17 protein-coding genes are annotated in these 20,657 nt (G+C 50.3%); 7 read left to right on the top strand and 10 right to left on the bottom strand.

What is annotated here, in order from left to right:
* Positions 1 to 154: 154 nt before the first annotated feature.
* Both CBP31_RS09120 and sbcD read right to left on the bottom strand, forming a co-directional pair.
* Positions 155 to 3,595: an SbcC/MukB-like Walker B domain-containing protein gene (locus tag CBP31_RS09120; RefSeq protein WP_087036545.1), complete on the bottom strand. Its 3,441-nt coding sequence runs from the start codon at positions 3,593 to 3,595 to the stop codon at positions 155 to 157.
* Positions 3,592 to 4,830: an exonuclease subunit SbcD gene (sbcD, locus tag CBP31_RS09115; protein ID WP_087036544.1), complete on the bottom strand. Its 1,239-nt coding sequence runs from the start codon at positions 4,828 to 4,830 to the stop codon at positions 3,592 to 3,594. Before sbcD ends, CBP31_RS09120 begins: the two co-directional genes overlap by 4 nt.
* Before the next feature lie 139 nt (positions 4,831 to 4,969).
* On the opposite strand from sbcD, the gene CBP31_RS09110 reads away from it, so the two are divergent.
* Positions 4,970 to 5,878, top strand: a complete 909-nt coding sequence (locus tag CBP31_RS09110; protein WP_087036542.1) for a DMT family transporter — start codon at positions 4,970 to 4,972, stop codon at positions 5,876 to 5,878.
* A 101-nt stretch (positions 5,879 to 5,979) separates the two neighbouring features.
* Here the strand turns inward: CBP31_RS09110 and CBP31_RS09105 are convergent, their stop codons facing one another.
* On the bottom strand, positions 5,980 to 6,606 hold the full coding sequence (locus tag CBP31_RS09105) for a glutathione S-transferase family protein (RefSeq protein ID WP_087036540.1): 627 nt from the start codon (positions 6,604 to 6,606) through the stop codon (positions 5,980 to 5,982).
* 173 nt (positions 6,607 to 6,779) lie between these two features.
* A complete protein-coding gene (locus tag CBP31_RS09100; RefSeq protein ID WP_087038682.1) occupies positions 6,780 to 7,316 on the bottom strand; it encodes a MarR family winged helix-turn-helix transcriptional regulator in 537 nt (178 codons plus the stop codon).
* Positions 7,317 to 7,562: 246 nt separating this feature from the next.
* Between CBP31_RS09100 and CBP31_RS09095 the strand changes: the two genes are divergently transcribed.
* Positions 7,563 to 7,997 carry a c-type cytochrome gene (locus CBP31_RS09095; RefSeq protein ID WP_087036538.1) on the top strand — a complete coding sequence of 145 codons (435 nt, stop codon included), beginning with the start codon at positions 7,563 to 7,565 and terminating at the stop codon, positions 7,995 to 7,997.
* Between the two features lie 158 nt (positions 7,998 to 8,155).
* Here the strand turns inward: CBP31_RS09095 and rep are convergent, their stop codons facing one another.
* Entirely contained in the window at positions 8,156 to 10,168 is a 2,013-nt protein-coding gene (gene rep, locus CBP31_RS09090) for a DNA helicase Rep (protein ID WP_087036536.1), read from the bottom strand.
* A gap of 451 nt (positions 10,169 to 10,619) precedes the next feature.
* Between rep and CBP31_RS09085 the strand changes: the two genes are divergently transcribed.
* The gene (locus CBP31_RS09085; protein ID WP_087036534.1) at positions 10,620 to 11,834 is read left to right on the top strand and encodes an aminotransferase class V-fold PLP-dependent enzyme; all 1,215 of its coding nucleotides are present in this window, start codon (positions 10,620 to 10,622) and stop codon (positions 11,832 to 11,834) included.
* Complete coding sequence (locus CBP31_RS09080; RefSeq protein WP_087036532.1) at positions 11,834 to 12,253, top strand: SufE family protein; 420 nt, start codon at positions 11,834 to 11,836, stop codon at positions 12,251 to 12,253. Before CBP31_RS09085 ends, CBP31_RS09080 begins: the two co-directional genes overlap by 1 nt.
* Before the next feature lie 132 nt (positions 12,254 to 12,385).
* Here CBP31_RS09080 and tcdA read toward each other — a convergent pair whose 3' ends face one another.
* Both tcdA and ilvC read right to left on the bottom strand, forming a co-directional pair.
* The gene (gene tcdA / locus CBP31_RS09075; RefSeq protein WP_087036530.1) at positions 12,386 to 13,162 is read right to left on the bottom strand and encodes a tRNA cyclic N6-threonylcarbamoyladenosine(37) synthase TcdA; all 777 of its coding nucleotides are present in this window, start codon (positions 13,160 to 13,162) and stop codon (positions 12,386 to 12,388) included.
* Between the two features lie 332 nt (positions 13,163 to 13,494).
* Positions 13,495 to 14,982, bottom strand: coding sequence for a ketol-acid reductoisomerase (ilvC, locus tag CBP31_RS09070; RefSeq protein ID WP_087036528.1), 1,488 nt, complete (start codon positions 14,980 to 14,982; stop codon positions 13,495 to 13,497).
* 395 nt (positions 14,983 to 15,377) lie between these two features.
* Between ilvC and ilvY the strand changes: the two genes are divergently transcribed.
* The 3 genes from ilvY (at position 15,378) to CBP31_RS09055 (ending at position 16,925) form a co-directional block, all read left to right on the top strand.
* A complete protein-coding gene (gene ilvY, locus CBP31_RS09065; protein ID WP_087036525.1) occupies positions 15,378 to 16,262 on the top strand; it encodes an HTH-type transcriptional activator IlvY in 885 nt (294 codons plus the stop codon).
* 215 nt (positions 16,263 to 16,477) lie between these two features.
* Positions 16,478 to 16,756 (top strand): ubiquinone biosynthesis accessory factor UbiK, encoded by a 279-nt coding sequence (ubiK, locus tag CBP31_RS09060; protein ID WP_087036523.1) that lies wholly within the window; start codon positions 16,478 to 16,480, stop codon positions 16,754 to 16,756.
* Positions 16,737 to 16,925 (top strand): hypothetical protein, encoded by a 189-nt coding sequence (locus CBP31_RS09055; protein ID WP_087036521.1) that lies wholly within the window; start codon positions 16,737 to 16,739, stop codon positions 16,923 to 16,925. Before ubiK ends, CBP31_RS09055 begins: the two co-directional genes overlap by 20 nt.
* Before the next feature lie 70 nt (positions 16,926 to 16,995).
* Here the strand turns inward: CBP31_RS09055 and fre are convergent, their stop codons facing one another.
* From fre to rho, 3 genes are all read right to left on the bottom strand, one after another.
* A complete protein-coding gene (gene fre, locus CBP31_RS09050) occupies positions 16,996 to 17,694 on the bottom strand; it encodes an NAD(P)H-flavin reductase (RefSeq protein WP_087036519.1) in 699 nt (232 codons plus the stop codon).
* A gap of 20 nt (positions 17,695 to 17,714) precedes the next feature.
* Entirely contained in the window at positions 17,715 to 19,196 is a 1,482-nt protein-coding gene (ubiD, locus tag CBP31_RS09045) for a 4-hydroxy-3-polyprenylbenzoate decarboxylase (protein WP_087036517.1), read from the bottom strand.
* 110 nt (positions 19,197 to 19,306) lie between these two features.
* Positions 19,307 to 20,572 (bottom strand): transcription termination factor Rho, encoded by a 1,266-nt coding sequence (gene rho / locus CBP31_RS09040; protein ID WP_087036515.1) that lies wholly within the window; start codon positions 20,570 to 20,572, stop codon positions 19,307 to 19,309.
* Positions 20,573 to 20,657: the final 85 nt, after the last annotated feature.

The raw sequence follows: 20,657 nt of genomic DNA, 5'->3' as shown, positions 1-20,657 counted from the left end.
CAAGTTCGGTATTTTCACGTTTGTACTCTTGTGTCACAGGCCGTGGGCAAAATAAGTTACGCCTGCGGCGTAATGCGAGAATAAATGTTCGCCTACAAAACACACCGTTTCTTTATTTAGCTGGGCGCCTAGCGCCGGGCGCTTGGCGCTGTACCTAAACCTCAAACTCTGGTGCCAGTCGGCTTAAGCCTAAGCCTTGGCTCTTGCTCAATTTTATTTGTACCGGCACTCGTTCTTTTAGCGCTTCTATATGGCTGATCACCCCTATCATCTTGCCGCTGGCATTGAGCGCATCCAGCGCATCCAATGCCACCTCTAGGGTTTCTGAGTCTAGGGTGCCAAAGCCTTCATCCAAAAACAAAGAGTCAATGCGGGTCTTGCTGCTGACTAAGTCTGAGAGCGCCAAGGCCAATGCCAAGCTCACCAAGAAGCTTTCACCCCCCGATAAGGTTTGGGTATCACGGGCTACGTCTGCTTGCCAGGTATCGATCACCGATAATTCCAGTTCGCCGCCGGCGGTGCGTGCCAATTGATAGCGACCGTGTAAGCGTACTAAGCGCTGGTTGGCCAAATGCACTAAGTGCTCCAGCGTTAGCCCTTGGGCAAAGCGGCGATACTTGGCGCCATCGGCAGATCCAATCAAATGATTCAATTGATCCCATAATTGCAGGCTCTGCTGTTGGGCGTCTATGTTGGCAAATAACGCTTGCTGGCGCTGGCGGCGCTCGGCGTCTGTGTCTAACCGCGTGCGCCAGCCGCCAATTTGCTGTTGTGTGGCGTTAAACTCGGCTTGGCTTTGTTGCAGCTGCGCGTGTAAAGCAGCTTGCGCTGCGGGATCCAGCTCGCCTAATGCCAGCTTGGCTGCATCTGCCGCTTGCGTAGCTTGTTCACACAGCGTTTGTGCGCGGTGCAAAGCTTGTTCAAGCTGGCGTTGCGCTTGGGCTAAACGCTCAAACTCTGACTCACTCAAGCATGCTGCCAACAAGGCCGCTTCATCGCTAAAAGGGCTCTCTGATAACTGCTGTTGCCAAGCAGCCAAGCGGCTTTGCAGTTCAGTCTCAAGTTCAGTCGCTTGCTGATGCAAGGTGTCGAGGCGCGCCGTTTTTTGCTGCAGTTGCTGTTGGCTAGCTTGCCATTGCTCGGTTAACTCTGTCAGCTCTGTGAATGAGTTCAGCTCGGCATTATCATTTTTAATATCGCCCATCGCAGCTAAGTCTGGAATGGCCAGCGCCGACCAGCGTTTTTGCCACAGAGCTTGCTCGGTGTGCGCTTGCTGTAATTGCCCTGCCAACTGCTGGCGTTCAGCAATAAGCTGCTGGCCACGCACTTGGTGGCTTTTCCAGGCTTGCCATTGCTGTTCACAATCGGCCAACCAAGCGGTCCAATCATTGGGTACTGCCCAGTTAAGCTCAGCCAGTGAAGCTGCAAGTGTCGCCTGTTGTTGAGCTACTAACACTTGTTGCTCAGTGAGCTGCTGTTGCTGTTGGGCTATTTGCTCGCTTAAAGATTGCAGCTCTTGGCTCCGTAACCCCTGCTGGGTTTGTAATCCTGCTAGCGCTTGTTCGGCTTGTTGAACCTGCTCTTGGTAGCGATATACCGCCTCTTGTTGTTGCTCCAACTGATTACATTGGCTTGTTAGTGCTTGCAGCTGTTGTTGGCGTTGCTCCAGTTCCGTTTGCTGGCAAGCAGGATCGGTATCAATAATCTGTAATGTCGTTAACAAGGTGCTGAGCTGTAGCTGCAACTCGCTAAGTTCAGCGACCTGAGCCTGCACTTGCCGCTGCCCCTGCTCCACTCCGGCTTGGCGCTTGGCAAAGGCTTGGCTTAATTGCTGGCCTTGTTGCTCGCGCTCGGCGCGCTCTTGCTGCTTTTCGGCCAAGCTAAGCGCGGTGGCATCATCGAGCGCCTGATACGCCGCAATGGCCGGATGACTTTCACTGCCACATAAGGGGCAGGCTTCTTCGGGTTGTAGTCTGGCTCTGTGTGCTTCCAGTGCGCGAATACGTTGTTCTTGCTCCAACAGCTTTTCTTTATCGCGGATCTGCTCTTGTAGACTTTTATATTCTGCGCGCGATTGGGTTAATTGCAGCTCCAGTTTCGCCAATTCTGGCTCTTGGAGGGCCAGTGTGTCCTTGAGATCAGCATGAGTCTTTTGCTGCTTCGTAATGCGAGTCCAAAGCTCGCGCACTTGGCTCCATTGCCCTTGCTGCTGGCTTAGGCTGTGTAATTTTTGCCGCAGCTCAGGCAATGATTGGCCGGCTAATAATTGCGCCAATTGTTGCTGTTGTTCATCCATAGCCAGCTTGGCTTGTGCTACTTGTTGCTCCGCATCCGTCACTTGTAACTGAGTTTGCTGGCACTGCTTTTCAAGCGTGTCACGCTTAGTTTGCAGCGTGACTTTGGCTTTTTGTATGCGTACAAGATTGTCCTGCTCTTTGGCATTAGCCTGAATTTGTTCACGCCAGCCCGCCAAGTATTCACCCAGCCGTTCAGCTACGGGATTAACCGCCATTTGTTGGCTTAATTTAGTTTGTTCTTCACTCAGTCGTTGCTCGGCAAGCGTCAACTGTTGAGTCAGTTGGCCGCTCACTTGTAGTGCCTGCCAGCACAGCTGCTGACTCTGTTTATTAAGCAGCCCTAATTCCGCCTGCTCTTGGCTTAATTGATTGGCAAAGCTTTGCCCACGAGTGCTGGCATCTTGCCATTGTTGCCAATAAGGCAGTAACCGATTGGCCGGCACCGCTTGGCTTAATTGCTGGCGCGCAGCGTCTTGAGCTTGCCAAGCCAAGTTTGCCGCCTGCAGCGTCTGCTCGGTTTGAGCTTGTTGCTGCTGTGCCGTTTGGTAGGCGCCAATGCGTTGCAGACTAGTTTGAGCTTGCGCTAAGATTTTATATTGCTGCGCTAATTCAAGCTCGGCGGCGGCCATATCCGCTTGCACTTGTAAGCGTTCAGCATCATCCAGCAACTCCATGCCTTGAGCGCGGGCTTTAAGCTCATTCAACGCAGCTTGCTGCTCGCGGGTTTGCTCAAATACACGGCGCGAAATTTGCGCATAAATATCGGTGCCGGTGAGTTCCTCCAGTAATTCGGCGCGCTCGTTGGCATTGGCATGCAAGAAGGCGGCAAAGCCCCCTTGGGCCAATAACATCGACTTAGTGAAGCGCCCGAAATCTAAGCCGCTCAACGTTTCCGTTAAGCGCAGCTTGTCGTTAATTTTAGTGGTAAGAATAGTGCCATCTAACCTCGCCAGCTCCACCTTGGGCGCTTGCAGCTTGCCGCTCAGTTGGTCACGGGAGCGGCGCTGGCTCCAAAAAGCCCGATAACCTTGGCCTTTAATCTCAAACTCCACTTCCGCCAAACAATCCGCGGTGTGGCGGGTCATTAGCTCATTGCTGCTGGCAGACACCTGTTTCATGCGCGGCGTTTCGTGATACAGGGCTAAACAAATGGCATCGAGCAAAGTGGTTTTACCGGCGCCCGTGGGCCCGATAATGGCGAACAAGCCACTGTCACGAAATGGCGGCTCTCTAAAGTCAATTTTCCACTCGCCTTTTAAGGAGTTGAGATTTTTTAGCCGTAGGCTGAGGATTTTCATGCTTCTTGCTCCCGCTCAACCAATAACGCTTGATATAAAGACTGCAACGCTTGTTCGCGCTCAGGCGCCAGCTCTTCTGCGGCCAAGCGCCGCTCAAAAACCTGTAATGGCGAGAGCTCGCTGAGCGTGATGCGCGCATCATCCGTTAAGGTGGCTTGCTGACTTGAGCGCTGACGGCGTACCAATAAAATCTCCAAGGGCAAGCCGACCGCTAATTGCTCGACTCTGGGTTGTAAGTCCGTTAAATAATCGTCTTCGGCCACCGTTACTTCTAGCCAGACGGGCTTTATTTTCGCTAATTCCGCTTGCTCCACCGCAACTGCTTGCATGGCGACCGCAAGCTCAGCCAAGTTGCCCTTTACGCGCGCCAGCGGCTGAAAAATCGGCACCGCTAGAGGGGTAATCGCGCTCAGGCCCTCGGCATTCACATCCACCAACAGCACTTCTTTTTGCTGGCCCACTTCATCAAAGCTTAAGGCAAGCGGCGAGCCGCAATAGCGCATATGCTCATGGCCACCCACTTTTTGCGGACGGTGAATATGGCCGAGCGCTAAGTAATCCAATGGCGGAAAAGCATTGGCCGGAAAGGCATCCAAAGTACCAATATAAATTTCTCGTACCGAATCGCTACTGCTTGCTCCCACGGTCGTTAAATGTCCAGTGCCAATAATGGGCAAACGGCGGCCATGAGCGGCTTCGTGAGCTTCACTAAGCTGCTCGGCACACTCAAATAATTGCTGATAATGCGCAGCTATGGCCTGTTGTAAGCTCTGTTGCTTATCACTCGCACTTTGGCCGGACTCACTAATCATAACGTCTCGGGCGCGAATAAAAGGCACGGCGCATAACACAGCTCCAGGCTCACCATCGCCCTTATAGAGCGTGAGCACCTGATGCTCTATGTCTGCCAACACGCCAGGGATCACTTGCACATTTAAGCAGCCAAGTAATGCGCGCGACTCATTAAGCATGGCGACTGAATCATGATTACCGCCCAAGATCACTAATTGCGCGCCGGTTTGCTGTAATTTAACGATAAAGTCGTTATACAGCTCGCGGGCATAACTGGGCGGCGTGCCGGTATCAAACACATCGCCTGCCACCAGCACCGCATCCACGGCTTGGCTTTGTACTTGCTCAACCAGCCAACACAAAAAAGCCTGATGTTCTTCAAGGCGGGTTTTACCCATAAAATGTTGGCCTAAATGCCAGTCGGAGGTGTGCAATATGCGCATAGTGACTCTTATTGGTTAACAGGGAATGTTTAGCCGCGAAGCCGCTATTAAACCCGCTAACTGTTGGGCTGGCAAATCTGCCTATGCGCCGCACTTAAACTTGTTAAACTGAGCCTTTCCCGCTGATTTGCAGTGATACATGACCTTTTCATACGATTACCTCGCTTTGGCTGCGGCCGCCTGTTGGGCCGTGGCCAGCTTATTGTCGGCCCATGCGGCCCGCTATTTGGGCGCCTTTACCTTTTCACGCTGGCGGATGTTTTGCGTGAGCGTAATGCTGTGGGCGGCGGCCTTGCTCACAGGGGGGTGGAGCAGCCTGAGCAGCCATAGCCTTAGCATCATGGCGGCGTCAGGCTTGATTGGTATTTTTATTGGTGACACAGCGCTATTTGCCGCCATGAACCGCTTAGGGCCTAGGCGTGCCAGCGTGTTATTTGCCACCCACGCACTGTTCTCGGCGCTATTGGCGTATTTGATTTTTGGCGAGATAATTGCCGGCTGGACCTTGGTTGGCTGCTTACTATTAGTGGGCGGTGTGATGACGGCGATTTTTATGGGCAAACGCACTGGTGATACTCATGCGTGGGAGCAGGATAATGGCCGCCTTTGGATAGGTATCGCCTTAGGATTATTAGCCGCACTCTGCCAGTCGATTGCCACCTTAATGATGAAGCCGGTGATGATGGATCAGTTAGCGTCAGTAGATCCGGTAGCGGCCTCGGCAGTGCGCATGAGCACGGCGTTTTTCGCCCACCTATTTTTATTGTGGTGCGGTTGGTCGGTCGCCAAGCCGCTGCAACGCATTAACTGGCCTATTTTTGGTATGGTGGCAATGAATGCCTTGTTAGCTATGGGGGTGGGCATGACCTTGATTTTAGTGGCATTGCGCCATGGCGAAGTGGGCATGGTGGCCATGCTCAGCTCGGTCAGTCCGGTATTGGTGTTGCCCTTGCTGTGGTTGTTAACCAAACAAAGGCCCGCCTCCGGCGCTTGGCTAGGTGCGGCTATCACGGTAATAGGTACCGCCTTAATCGTGGCGAGACATTAGTCGTGTGAGGCGTGAGGCGCAAAGATAACAAAAACAATCAAGCCGCCCAATGCAGGCGGCTTGATTAGTATTAAGCACTGAGTTTGATTAAAAATTCAGATTTAAGATTCTACCGTCAGCCCTTCTACGGCCATCACCGCTTGTACCTGCGGATCTTGCATCATGGTAGTAAAGTGACGTTCCACATTCGGATAGTCCTTTAGGCCATTACCCAAAACTTTGAGCGCCCAATAGCAATACACAAAGGCACACGCATCCACTATGCCTAACTCATCTTCTAGATAAAAATCTCGACTCGCCAGATGACTATCCATACGCGTTAGCAAAGGCGCAATCTGAGCCGGCACGGCGGCTTTAATGGCTTTCTTCGCTTCAGGACTGGAGTCTGTGGTGTATTTTTCTGGATTAAAATACGGAGCAAAAGCGCGATACAGATCGGCGTTAAAAAAGCTCAACCAATAATCACATTGCGCCTGCAGTACCGGATCTTGACCGGGTCCCAAATGCTCCCCCTCTGGCAAGCGAGACAAATAGCGCAAAATGGCACTGCTTTGGTAAAGTGCGCCCATTTCGGCGGTGAATAACACCGGCACTGTGCCTAAATAGTTAATCTTAGTGAATTCGGGATCCCGCGTATTCGCCACTTCTAGCTCATAGGGTAAACCTAACCAAGCAAGTGCGATATGAGCGGCAAGTGAACACGTACCCGGCCTGTAATATAACTTCATTCATAATCTCCTAGATGGCCCTTGGCTCAGTCGAACTGCACTTATATTACACATTTATTCCACATTCGATCCGAGCCTTAGGATGCGACTCATTTGATTATCAGCCGGAAAATCGTAATTAGCGATGTTAGAACGCACACTTTTAAGTATCCATAAGAAAAATATGCTTAAATTTAGTCTTCTATCTCCACCAGCATTTTCTTTAGCAAAATACTGAGCTGCTGCTGTTCGGCAGCGCTTAGCACATTGGCTACCTCGGCTTCAGCAGCCAAATGATGGCGCACCGCTTCTTCTACAACCTTAAAACCCTGTTCGGTCAGGGTCACTATCACGCCACGCTTGTCGTGCTCAGCCTGAGCTCGGCTGACCAAGTTGCGACTTTCGAGTCGATTAATACGGTTAGTCAGTGCGCCTGATGAGATTAGCACCATATTTTGTAACTGGTTAGGCGACAACTGAAAAGAAGGGGGATGGCGGCGCAGTGCGGCCAGCACATCAAATTCGCCGACGTTTAAGCCATAATGAGCCAGATCTTGTAACACGCGGCGGGTAATAAAATATTCCAGTCGTACGATACGGCCAATCACCTCTGTGCTGCCAAGCTCAAGATCGGGACGCACTTGTTGCCATAAGCCCACAATGCGGTCTATCTGATCCAGCACCGGATCCGATTCATGGTCAGCTTCTGGGCCAAAAGAAGTATTCTGCATGTCTGTACCATCCATTATTAGATGCTCCCTGATAATTGGCAGCCACTTCCGAGTCTATAGCCTCAGACAGTAACATAAAGAATTTTGTTTCCACCCTCTTGCATTGCCTTCTTTATATACAAAAAATCCCCAGTTTAAGCGGCCTAACAAGCACTATGGCCGTTTAACGACCGCGACACTTGCGGTATACTCGGCGGGTTTTACGAGATTCAATGGAACTAGATAAGCCAACTGGGAGAATAAAAGGTGAGCCTGTTAAAAAAACTCTTGCTTGCTGGCGTTGCCGCTGCTGCTTTAAGTGGCATGGCCTACGCCGCCAATGATATGTCGCCTGAAGCCATAGACGCGCGCACTAAGCCGGTAGGCAGCGTGTACACGGCTGCCGATCTGGAAGGCATTGTCGACACGGCCGCCGCCGATGACAGCGGTGAACCCGCAGAGCCACGCAGTGGTGAAGCAGTCTACACCGCTAATTGCTCTGCTTGCCACGGCACGGGTGCCGCTGGCGCGCCTATTAAAGGTGACGCGGAACAGTGGGCACCTCACGTAGCTAAGGGGCACGAGACCTTAGTTAAGCATGCGTTGGAAGGCTTTAACGCCATGCCAGCCCGTGGTGCTTGTGGTAATTGTTCTGATGAAGAAATCATCGCTGCTGTTGACTACATGCTGGATGCTATCTAAGCATTAAGCTGTGCCTGAGTAATACATGAAAAAGCCGCTTAATGCGGCTTTTTTGTTGTTCGTGAAGGGTAAGTCGTGAGGAGTAAAAGACTTGAGCTTGGTGCTTGGCGCTTGGCGCTATTATCTCCCCTCCCCCATTCACGCCTCACTCTTCACGATCACTTATTAAACATCGCTCGTATATCAGCGATGGCAGATTGGCCTTTCTCCATACGCTCGGTTTCGCTCGGTGGCTTGCGATTATGCTCCCAGTCGAGATCTTGTTGGGGTAATTCTAATAAGAAACGGCTTGGCTCGGGACGAAGTTGCTCGCCATATTGGCGACGTTCACGACACAGTGTAAAGGTCAGCGCTTGCTGGGCGCGGGTAATGCCCACGTACGCCAAGCGGCGTTCTTCCTCGATATTGTCTTCATCTATGCTGCTTTGGTGGGGCAATAAGCCCTCTTCCATGCCCACCATAAACACGAAGGGAAATTCCAACCCCTTAGAAGAATGCAGCGTCATCAATTGCACTTGCTCGCCATCGTCTTCATCTTCACCACGCTCCATCATGTCGCGCAGCGTCAAGCGGATTACCACTTCCGGCAAGGTCATGGCTTCGTCTTCATCGGAGCCTTCTAGCATCTGACTAACCCACTTAAACAGCGTTGACACGTTTTTCATGCGCATTTCGGCGGCGCGGGGGCTAGGCGAGCTGTCGTATAACCATTCTTCGTAGTTAATGTCTTTGATCATGTCGCGCACCGCTTCTACCGCATTGCCACGGGCGGCTTCTTCGCCGCGGCGCACCAACCAATTGGTAAAGGCACGCAAAGCGACCAAGCCGCGACCATCGAGAGTTTGCTCAAGACCCATTTCAAAGCTGGCAGCAAACAGGCTTTTAGCGCGATGATTAGCGTAATTACCCAGTTTTTCGAGGCTAGTGGGCCCTATTTCACGGCGCGGCGTGTTCACTACGCGCAAGAAGGCGTTATCGTCATCGGGATTCACCAACAAACGCAGATAGGCCATGATGTCTTTAATTTCACTGCGCGAGAAAAACGAAGTGCCGCCGCTAATTTTGTACGGAATCCGGTTAGTCATCAGCTGTTTTTCTAGCAAGCGCGACTGATGATTGCCACGATACAAAATCGCATAGTCACCAAAGCGACTGCCGTTCATAAACTTATGGCCCATGATCTCGGCCACCACCCGCTCCGCTTCATGCTCTTCATTTTTGGCAAACAGCACCCGCACCGAGGCGGCATATTCCATTTCAGAAAACAGCTTCTTTTCAAATACATGGGGGTTATTGGCAATCAAGATATTGGCGCACTGTAAGATTTGGCCGCGCGAGCGATAGTTTTGCTCCAGCATGATCACCTTTAGCTGCGGATAATCATCTTTGAGCAACACCAAGTTTTGCGGCCGAGCACCACGCCATGAATAAATGGACTGGTCATCATCTCCTACCACGGTAAAGCGCGCCCGCTCACCAGCAATCAGCTTCACCAACTCATATTGGCTGGCGTTGGTATCTTGGTATTCATCAACTAACAGATAGCGAATTTTGTTTTGCCAAAACTGGCGCACTTCGCTGTTGGTTTTCAGCAATAAGGTGGGCATGAGGATCAAGTCATCAAAATCCAGCGCATTGTAGGCCTTCATTTGGCGCTGATAACGCTCATAGCACTGAGCAAACAACACTTGCTCCGGATCTTGGGCGATCCGTGCGGCTCGCGCCGGCAACACCAGATCGTTTTTCCAGTTAGAAATGGTACTCACTAACCGGCTTAGTGCTTCTTTATCGCCGTCTAACTCTTGATCCGTCAGATCCTTTAACAACGCCAGCTGATCTTGATCGTCAAACAGCGAAAAACCGGCCTTTAAGTTCAGCGTCTTATGCTCACGGCGGATGATATCTAGCCCTAAGCTATGAAAGGTCGACACCATCAACCCGCGCGCTTCACTCTTACTCAAGGTTTGTAATACCCGCTCTTTCATCTCGCGGGCGGCTTTGTTAGTAAAAGTCACAGCAGCGATGTTTCGCGCTTTATAGTCACATTTACGCACCAGATAGGCGATTTTATTGGTGATCACCCGCGTCTTGCCACTGCCGGCGCCCGCCAGCACTAGGCAAGGGCCACCAATAAAGTGCACGGCTTCGTCTTGGGCTAGATTTAATTTCATATGGGCATTCCGACAGTAAAACAGGAGCCGCATTCTAACGGTTAGCAGCCGTTGGGGAAAGGTGCCGCCAGAAACCTAGCGCCGAGCTAGACAAAGGGCTTAAAGATTTTTTGCAACGGAATTCACGGAACCCACAGAAAAATAGAGATCAGATCTGAAAGGGATCATTACTGGTAAGATCTAAAAGGCAGCTGAAATGATAGGCTAGAAGTCTCTAGGACATGCCCTTACTAATAAGATCCTTGGTATTTTTTCGATCTTATCCCATGTTAATTTTTCCGTGCTTGTTGTAGGTAAAGAGGTTGTATTCCGTGGCGAAATTGCCTTTAAGCTCTTTTTTTAGCTAGCGGCTTGGTGCTAGGCGCTATGTTTGTGCTTTACTCTTTACTCTGAACCGCACATGATCTTACCAGTGCTTATTTACCTCAACTGATGTTTGCCTGAACTTATGATGCCACTCGACATAGACACTCTTAGACTCGACTTCCCTATTCTGGCTCACACCGTTAATGGCCAGCCTTTGGTGTATTTGGATAACGCCGCTACCACGCAAAAGCCCCGAGCGGTATTGGATGCGCTGAATCATTATTACCAAAGCCAAAATGCCAATGTGCACCGTGCCGCTCACGCCTTAAGTGGCCAAGCCACTCAGGCTTTTGAAGCCGCACGAGCCAAGGTAGCGCGCTTTATTAATGCCCTCGATGACCGACAAGTGATTTGGACTCGCGGTACCACTGAAGCAATTAACCTAGTGGCTTATAGCTTTGGCATGCACAGCCTTAAGGCTAATGATGAAATCTTACTCTCCACCATGGAGCATCACGCCAATATCGTGCCTTGGCAGCAAGTAGCCGCGGCGACCGGCGCTATCATCAAGGTGATTCCATTAGCTACTGACGCCGAGTTAGATATGGAGGCGGCGGCAGCTTTGTTCTCAACGCGCACTAAGTTACTGGCAGTTAGTCATATCTCTAATGCGCTGGGCGCAATCAATCCCATTAAACAATTGATTGCCATGGCCAAGGCCGTAGGTGCGGTGACGCTGATCGATGGCGCACAAGCGGTGGGTCATTTCCCAGTCGACGTACAAGCACTGGACTGTGATTTTTATGTGTTTTCTGGTCACAAGATGTTTGGCCCCACCGGCATCGGTGTGCTGTATGGCAAGCGAGAGTTATTAGAAGCCATGCCCCCTTGGCAAACCGGCGGCGAGATGATTAAGAAAGTGAGCTTCGAGCAGACTAGCTTTGGCGAACTGCCTTTCAAGTTTGAAGCGGGTACGCCTAATATTGCCGGTGCCATTGGTTTGGGTGCGGGCATCGATTATTTATCGGGACTAGATAGAGCTGCCATTGCCAAGCATGAACAAGCGTTAATGGCGCAACTGCTGGCAGGCTTAAACGCCATGCCCGAGGTGCGTATTATTGGTCGCCCCCAAGCGGGCGCGGTGTCCTTTGTGATTAATGAGGTACATCCCCAAGATGTAGCCACTTTACTGGATATGCAAGGCATAGCGGTGCGCACCGGCCACCACTGCGCCATGCCACTGATGCAGGCGTTGGACTTGCCACAGGGTACCATTCGCGCCTCCATCGCTTTTTATAATAGCGCCGACGACATTACCGCCTTATTGGCCGGCCTCGATAAAGCACGGGAGTTTTTCTAATGCAGGCATTTGGTCATACCATTACCGACACCGAGATTCGCACTTTATTTGCCAATGCACAGGGCTGGGAAGCCCGCTATAAAGAGCTGATTAAACTAGCCAAGCAGCTACCGGCATTAGATGCGGCAGACAAAATTGAGGCCAACGCCATCCACGGCTGTGAAAGCCAAGCTTGGTTAGTGAGCGAAGTGAATGTGCAAGGATTATGGCAGCTGCACTGCGACTCAGACGCACGCATTGTCAAAGGCTTGATGGCGGTAGTGCTGGCGGCATTGAACAACAAGACTGCCGAACAAATACAAGCCTTCGATATGGAAGCCTACTTCGCCGACATACTGTTACTTAACCATCTCAGCCCATCGCGGGGTAATGGTTTAAGAGCGGTAGTAACAGCTATCAAACAAAGCTGCGCGCTATAAGCGAAAACAGGGTCTGTTTTTTGTAGGGTCCAATTTATTGGACCAAAAATTATGGCGCAATCTTAAAGCGGTCGAATAAATTCAATCCTACAAAATAGAGTTTCTCCGCAGAGCAATTTACTACAAAATCATTTAGCTCTTGGCGGCCAATTTGGCCAACACTCTACTCACCATAAAGAAGCCGAAGGTGGCGGTGATGTGGGTGATGGCGCCGAAGCCCGAGGCGCAGTCCATTTTCATGGTGCCGTCTAACTCAGGTTTAGCATTACAGATGCCGCCGTTGCCATCCGGATAACGGGGCTGTTCGGTAGAAAACACGCAATCTACGCCAAATTTACGCTTAGGGTTTTTACTAAAATTATGAAAACGACGCAGTTCGTTTCGCACTTTAGCCGCCAAAGGATCCTGAATAGTTTTACTAAGATCGCGGATCATGATCTGACTAGGGTCCGTTTGGCCGCCCGCACCGCCTGCTGTGATCACTGGGATCTTGTTACGCTTACAAAAAGCGATCAAGGCCACCTTGGCTTTTACCGAGTCGATCGCATCCAGCACATAATCAAAATTCGTAAGTAAATACTCTTCCTGATTGTCGGCACTAATGAAATCATCGATAACGGTGACTTTGCAGTCTGGATTGATCAGCTTAATACGCTCCGCCATAGCCTGAGTTTTCTCTTGGCCAATCTGGTTGGTTAATGCATGAATTTGCCGATTGGTATTGGTGATACAAATATCATCCATATCCAGCAAAGTAATGGCACCAATGCCGGAGCGTGCCAGCGCTTCTGCCGCCCAACTGCCCACGCCACCTATGCCCAACACACAGACATGAGACTGGCCAAAAGTGGCCAAGGCATCATTGCCGTACAGGCGGGCAATGCCACCAAAACGCTGATCAAAACTCATATTCACTCCCCTAAATGTGCGGCCAGTATATCAAGTCGATTGGGGAATGGGGATTAGGGAACGGTATTTTGTAGTCTGCGCTTTAGCTGCAGTCCCGTCTCGGCGGGAACCTTTAAAGCCCTAAAGCGAGATCCTGATGTGCATCAGGATGACGGCTTAAAAATAAGCACCGAGCCTGCTCTTGCCATTAATACCCTTTCAGATCTCATCTTTATTTTTTCGTGGCTTTAGTGGGTTTCGTTGCAAATGGGGTTATCTTTTAAAAAGCAAAAAGGGAGCCGAAGCTCCCTTTTTTATCGCGTATTAGTTAAGCCGCGCTTAACTATTAACGACTAGCCACCAACAGCGATGTTTTGCATGTCAGTCATGTAAGAACGCAGGGTCTTACCGATGGTCTCAACTGGGTGATTACGAATTGCTTCGTTCACGTCGATTAAGCGACGGTTATCAACGGAGTTAGACGCAACTTCGAAGCTCTTACCGATTACGTTGGTGCTGATGTTAGGCATAAACTTCTCGCGCAACAAAGGCACAGCGGCGTGAGCGAACAGGTAGTTACCGTACTCTGCAGTGTCAGAGATTACTACGTTCATTTCGTACAATCGCTTACGCGCAACAGTGTTGGCAATCAGTGGCAGCTCATGCAGAGACTCGTAGTAAGCAGACTCATCGATAATGCCTGAAGCAGTCATGGCTTCAAATGCCAATTCAACGCCGGCTTTCACCATGGCAACCAACAGAATTGCGTTATCGAAGTATTCTTGCTCGTCGATAACTACGTCAGTGGCAGGATACTGCTCGAAGCTAGTGTCGGCAGTCTCTTCACGCCAAGTCAGCAGGTCTTTGTCGTCATTGGCCCAGTCAGCCATCATGCCAGCAGAGAAGTTGCCTTGGATGATGTCATCCATGTGCTTGTTGAACAGCGGGCGCATCAGCTCTTTCAACTCTTCAGCCATGTCGAAAGCTTTAATTTTGGCTGGGTTAGACAAACGGTCCATCATGTTGGTGATGCCGCCTTGCTTCAGCGCTTCGGTGATGGTTTCCCAACCGAACTGGATAAGCTTGCCTGCATAACCGGCATCGATACCGTCAGCCAACATTTTGTCGTGGGCTAAAATCGCGCCAGCTTGCAGCATGCCACACAGAATGGTTTGCTCGCCCATTAAGTCAGACTTAACTTCGGCTACAAAAGAAGACTCAAGTACGCCGGCACGGTCGCCGCCAGTGGCAGATGCCCATGCTTTAGCGATGGCCAGACCTTCGCCTTTAGCGTCGTTTTCTGGGTGTACGGCAATCAGAGTAGGTACGCCAAAACCACGCTTATATTCTTCACGTACTTCAGTACCTGGGCACTTAGGTGCAACCATTACTACGGTAATGTCTTTACGGATCTGCATGCCTTCTTCAACGATGTTGAAGCCATGAGAGTAACCCAGAGCGGCGCCTTCTTTCATTAACGGCATAACGGCGTTAACGGCAGAGGTGTGCTGCTTGTCAGGAGTCAGGTTCATTACCAAGTCAGCAGTGGGGATCAACTCTTTGTAAGTGCCAACTTTAAAGCCGTTCTCGGTGGCTTGCTTGTAAGACTGACGCTTTTCAGCGATAGCTTCGTCGCGCAGTGCATAGGCAACGTCAAGGCCAGAGTCACGCATGTTCAAGCCTTGGTTCAAGCCTTGTGCGCCACAACCAACGATAACTACTTTTTTACCTTTCAGGTAATCACAGCCATCAGCGAATTCGTTACGCTTCATGAAGCGGCACTTGCCCAACTGCTCAAGCTGCTCGCGCAGAGTCAAAGTATTAAAGTAATTATTAGCCATTGAATAAACTTCCTATTAATTCATTGAAGATAAATTTTTGCACCGCTTAAGTGTGTTGCTGGCGGTGACGACAGAACTACTATACCTCAGTCTTATCATTGCTTAAAATGATATATTCGAAACAGAGTGTTGCACTTTTTGCAACGTGAGGCGTGAGGCGGACAAGATAAGTTCAAACGCCTAAACCTAAAGCGACTCTGCAACGGAAGAACACGGAACCCACAGAAAAATAGTGATCAAATCTGAAATACAGCTAGGTTAAAAATCGCTGAGCTTATAGCTTAGGTTTTATTAATAAGATCCTTTTTCGATTTTATCTTAGCTTGATTGTTCCGTGTTCTTCCGTGGGTTCCGTGGCAGAAATATTTTTATCTTTTATTTTTTAGGAAAGCGCCGTGGACTTTCGCCATTTAGAGCTCTTTGTACATTTAAGCCAGAGTTTGCACTTTGGCCATACCGCTGATGCCATGGCAGTCAGCCCCTCTACCTTGAGCCGTGCCATTCAGCGCCTTGAGCAAGATACCGGCAGTGCGCTATTTATCCGTGATAACCGCACCGTGTCACTCACACCCGCCGGTCACCGCTTACAGCAATTTGCACAGGGCTGGCTCAGTGAGTGGCAACTGCTAAAACAAGAGCTCAAACATGGGGACGATAGCTTGCAAGGTAGACTAAGAGTTTATTGCTCGGTGACTGCCAGCTATTTTTTATTGCCCGGCATCTTAGAGCGCTTTCGCATCCGTTATCCGCGCCTTGAAATTCGCCTTGAAACCGGCGATCCGGCGCTGGCTATCGATAAAATACTGGATGATGAAAGTGAGCTGGCTATCGCCGCACGCCCCGATGCGCTACCAGCCAAGGTGCATTTTATTAACCTGCAAACCGTGCCCATGGTATTTATCGCGCCCACTACTACTGGGCCCATCAGCGAATTGCTGGAGCAAAAGCCACTGGATTGGCGCACCTTACCGGTGATTGTTTCGGAGCAAGGCGTAGCCAGAAAACGCGCCAATCAGTGGTTTAAGAGTAAGGGCATCAACCCCAATATTTATGCGGAAGTCGCCGGTAACGAGGCCATAATCGGTATGGTGGCACTGGGGTTTGGCATCGGTGTGGTGCCCAGAGTGGTTATCGATCACAGCCCCATGGGAGACAAAGTTCGAATTTTATCGGCAAGCCCAGCGCTCAAGTCTATAGAAGTGGGCGTGTGTTTATTGAAGAAACGCCTCGACGACCCGCTGATTCAGGCGTTCCAACAAACGGCATTAGAACCGGTTTAAGTACTGTGATGAGTAAAGGGTGAAGGGTAAAGAGACCGACATAATAGACCAAGTCGTTTTTGGTCGAATAAATTCGACCCTACAAAATACGCGGTCGGTCTTTATCCTCTCCCCTTTACACTTTACGCTTCACATGTTTTCTGCAAAATGACTTTCCAACCTGACGCCGCCGTCTAATTAAGGCTAAAATGCCCTCATAGCCTAAGGAGATCATCATGTTAGACCCTAAAAAATTAGAAGACATCGCCCGCCAGATCCAAAACAACTTGCCCAGCGGCATTAAAAACATGGGCGAAGAAGCAGAAAAACGCATTCGCAGTGTGCTGCAAGCGCAATTGGGCAAACTGGACATGGTGACCCGCGAAGAGTTTGACGTACAAACTAAAGTATTGCTGCGCACCCGTGAGAAACTCAACGACATGGAAGCAAAACTGACGCTGCTGGAGCAGCAATTAACCGCTGGCCAAGCAGTAGATGATAAACAACAAGACTGAATTAGCCTTAGCCGAACAAGTGAGAGCGGCATGTTTGCAAGCTGCCTTGGCAGCTTATGAGGAAGGCGGCATGCTGTGTTTGTGTCAGCAAGGTCGCTTTGAGCTGGCGATGGATGCCATAGCAACGCTCAATTTGGCTGCCATGGTGCAGACCACTGAAAACAAATAAGCCAGTACCGCATTAATCGGTACTGGCTTATTTTTTGCTGCGCTAAGTATTAGCGCTATTTAGCTAAGCCTTAAATAAATTCAAAAGCATCGCCAAACAACTGCTCAGTCACCACGCCTTTTTCTTTAAAGGCTTCACGTGCTACGCCTGCCATTTCAAAGCGACCCGCCACGTAAACATCGTAGTCATGCAAGCTCGGGAAGTCTTCCATAATGGCATCGTGCACTAAGCCGGTGCGTCCTTGCCACTGCTCATCACCGTTTTGAACCACCGGAATGTAGGTGAGCTGTGGATGCGCGGCTACCCAGGCTTTCATTTCTTGATCCGCATATAAATGCTCAGCAAAACGCACACCCCAGTATAAAAATACCGGTTGGCGCAGGCCATCGGCGATCATCTGCTGCAAGATAGAGCGGGTATAGGAAAAGCCCGTGCCACCGGCCATCAAGATCACTGGATGTGTGGACTCGGCACGTAAATGCGCCTTACCGGCCGGCAACTGCACGTCGATTCTGCCTTGGTCTTGCATGCGCTTGAGCACTTGCATGGCATAGGTGTTGTCGGGAGTCGCACCTATGTGCAGCTCCAGCAGACCTTCGTCATTCATGGTATTGGCGATAGAAAACGGACGTTTATCATCCTCTGCCATCACCACCAATAAGTATTGGCCAGGAAGAAAATCCACAGGAACTTCTGGTTTTAAGCGCACATACCACAGGGTATCGGCCATCTCTTCTAGGGCTTCTACACTACATGTTACTTTCTGCATGACTATCCTTTGAGTTCACTCTATTTAATACTGGAATCGAAGATCCCCAGCTCGTCCCATAAGCTATCTACTTTTTGTTTTACTGCCATTGGCATCTCTATTGGCACGCCCCATTCACGGTCGGTTTCACCCGGCCATTTATTGGTAGCGTCCATGCCCATTTTTGAGCCAAGACCGGACACCGGCGAAGCAAAGTCTAAGTAATCGATAGGAGTATGTTCGATCAGAGTGGTATCGCGCGACGGATCCATTCGCGTGGTAATGGCCCAAATCACATCGTTCCAGTCTCTGGCATTAATATCATCGTCACAGACGATAACAAATTTGGTGTACATAAATTGGCGTAAATACGACCACACGCCGAGCATGACACTTTTGGCATGACCCGGATAGCGCTTTTTAATGGTCACCACCGCCATCCGATATGAACAGCCTTCAGGCGGCAAATAGAAGTCGACGATTTCTGGAAACTGCTTTTGCAGGATCGGCACAAACACTTCATTGAGTGCCACGCCCAAAATCGCCGGTTCATCCGGTGGCCGACCCGTATAGGTGGAATGGTAAATAGCATCGTGGCGACGGGTAATGCGCTCCACGGTAAACACCGGAAACTCATCCACTTCGTTGTAATAACCGGTGTGATCGCCATAGGGCCCTTCGGGCGCCATTTCATCGGGATAAATAAAGCCTTCCAAGACGATTTCAGCACTGGCCGGCACTTCTAAATCACTGCCGATGCACTTTACCACTTCGGTACGGCTACCTCGCAAAAGACCCGCAAAGGCATATTCTGACAGCGTATCCGGCACTGGTGTGACGGCACCGAGAATGGTGGCCGGATCCGCGCCTAACGCGACCGCGACCGGATATGGCTGCCCCGGATTGGCTTCTTGCCATTCACGAAAGTCCAGCGCACCGCCGCGATGGCTAAGCCAGCGCATAATAACTTTATTCTTACCTAATAATTGCTGGCGATAAATACCCAGATTTTGTCGTTTTTTATAGGGGCCACGAGTAATGGTTAAACCCCAGGTGATCAAGGGCGCCACATCGCCGGGCCAGCAATGCTGGATCGGTAATTGGGTAAGATCCACTTGATCGCCCTCGAAGATCACTTCTTGGCACGGCGCTTTCTTCAACCGTTTGGTCGGCATATTGAGTACTTGCTTGAAGATGGGCAGCTTTTCCATCAGCTCTTTCAAGCCTTTGGGTGGCTCTGGCTCTTTTAAATACGACAACCAACGGCCTACTTCACGCAAAGCCCCCACATCTTCTTGGCCCATGCCCATGGCAACGCGTTTGGGAGTGCCAAACAAGTTGCCTAATACTGGCATATCGAAGCCTTTGGGATTTTCAAACAACAAAGCCGGACCGCCCGCCTTGAGCGTACGATCACAAATTTCAGTCATTTCCAGATAAGGATCGATTTCCTGCTGGATACGCTTGAGTTCGCCCTGAGCTTCGAGCTGCGCAATAAAGTCGCGCAAGTCCTTATATTTCATAGGTTTATTCCAAGAGCATCGACAAAGGATTAAGATTATACCCGATTCATCTCTACTCTGTCGGCAATAAAAAACCGCGGACAGGCCGCGGTTTTTTTAACAATCAACGCTTATTTTTGCTGGCGTTTCATGGCATCAAAGAATTCATCGTTGGTTTTGGTCATGGCCAACTTATCGATCAAGAACTCGACCGCATCGCTCTCACCCATGGGGTGCACGATTTTGCGCAAGATCCACATCTTCTGCAGCTCATCGGGCGTGGTGAGTAACTCTTCGCGACGGGTGCCTGAGCGCGTAATGTCGATGGCAGGATACACGCGCTTCTCGGCAATTTTGCGCGACAAGTGCAGCTCCATGTTACCGGTACCTTTAAACTCTTCGTAGATAACTTCATCCATCTTAGAGCCGGTATCAACTAACGCGGTCGCAATGATGGTCAGGCTGCCGCCCTCTTCTACATTACGCGCCGCACCAAAGAAACGCTTCGGGCGGTGCAGAGCGTTAGCATCCAAACCACCGGTCAACACCTTGCCAGAAGACGGCACTACCGTGTTGTAAGCGCGCGCCAGACGAGTAATGGAGTCGAGTAAAATCACCACGTCTTTCTTGTGTTCAACCAAGCGCTTGGCTTTTTCGATAACCATATCCGCCACTTGTACGTGACGCTGTGCTGGCTCATCAAAGGTAGAAGCAATCACTTCGCCTTTCACCATGCGTTGCATCTCGGTCACTTCTTCCGGACGCTCATCAATCAATAACACGATCAATACACATTCTGGATGATTGTAAGCGATGCTTTGTGCGATGTTTTGCAGCAGCATGGTTTTACCGGCTTTAGGCGGCGCCACTATTAGGCCACGCTGACCTTTACCGATGGGCGAGGCCAAATCGAGTACGCGAGCGGTAATGTCTTCGGTAGAGCCGTTGCCGCGCTCCATTCTCATGCGTTCGTCCGCATGTAATGGCGTTAAGTTTTCAAACAAGATCTTGTTGCGGGCGTTCTCGGGGCGGTCGTAGTTAACTTCGTTAATTTTTAGCAGCGCGAAATAACGCTCACCTTCTTTAGGTGGTCGTATTTTACCGGCTATGGTGTCGCCAGTGCGCAAGTTGAAACGACGGATCTGACTGGGAGAGACATAGATATCGTCGGGTCCGGCCAAATAAGAAGAGTCGGCACTGCGCAAAAAGCCAAAGCCATCTTGTAATATTTCCAGTACGCCATGACCGAAGATATCCGCGCCACCTTTGGCATGCGCCTTTAGGATTGCGAAAATGATGTCTTGCTTGCGTAAGCGGGCGAGGTTTTCCAAGCCCATGGTCTCGCCAAGCTTTACTAGCTCAGAGACGGGGGTATTCTTGAGTTCAGTCAGATTCATAGTGGTGGGTTTCTATCAACCAGGATATGTAAAATAGTGGAAAAAAGTCTGCTGAGATGAGACTTAAAAATGCAGGGCCGTTAAG

The organism is Oceanisphaera profunda, from assembly GCF_002157895.1.
Lineage (GTDB): Bacteria > Pseudomonadota > Gammaproteobacteria > Enterobacterales > Aeromonadaceae > Oceanimonas > Oceanimonas profunda.
Note: the sequence above shows the minus strand (reverse complement) of the source record. Positions and strands in the feature narration are given on the sequence as shown.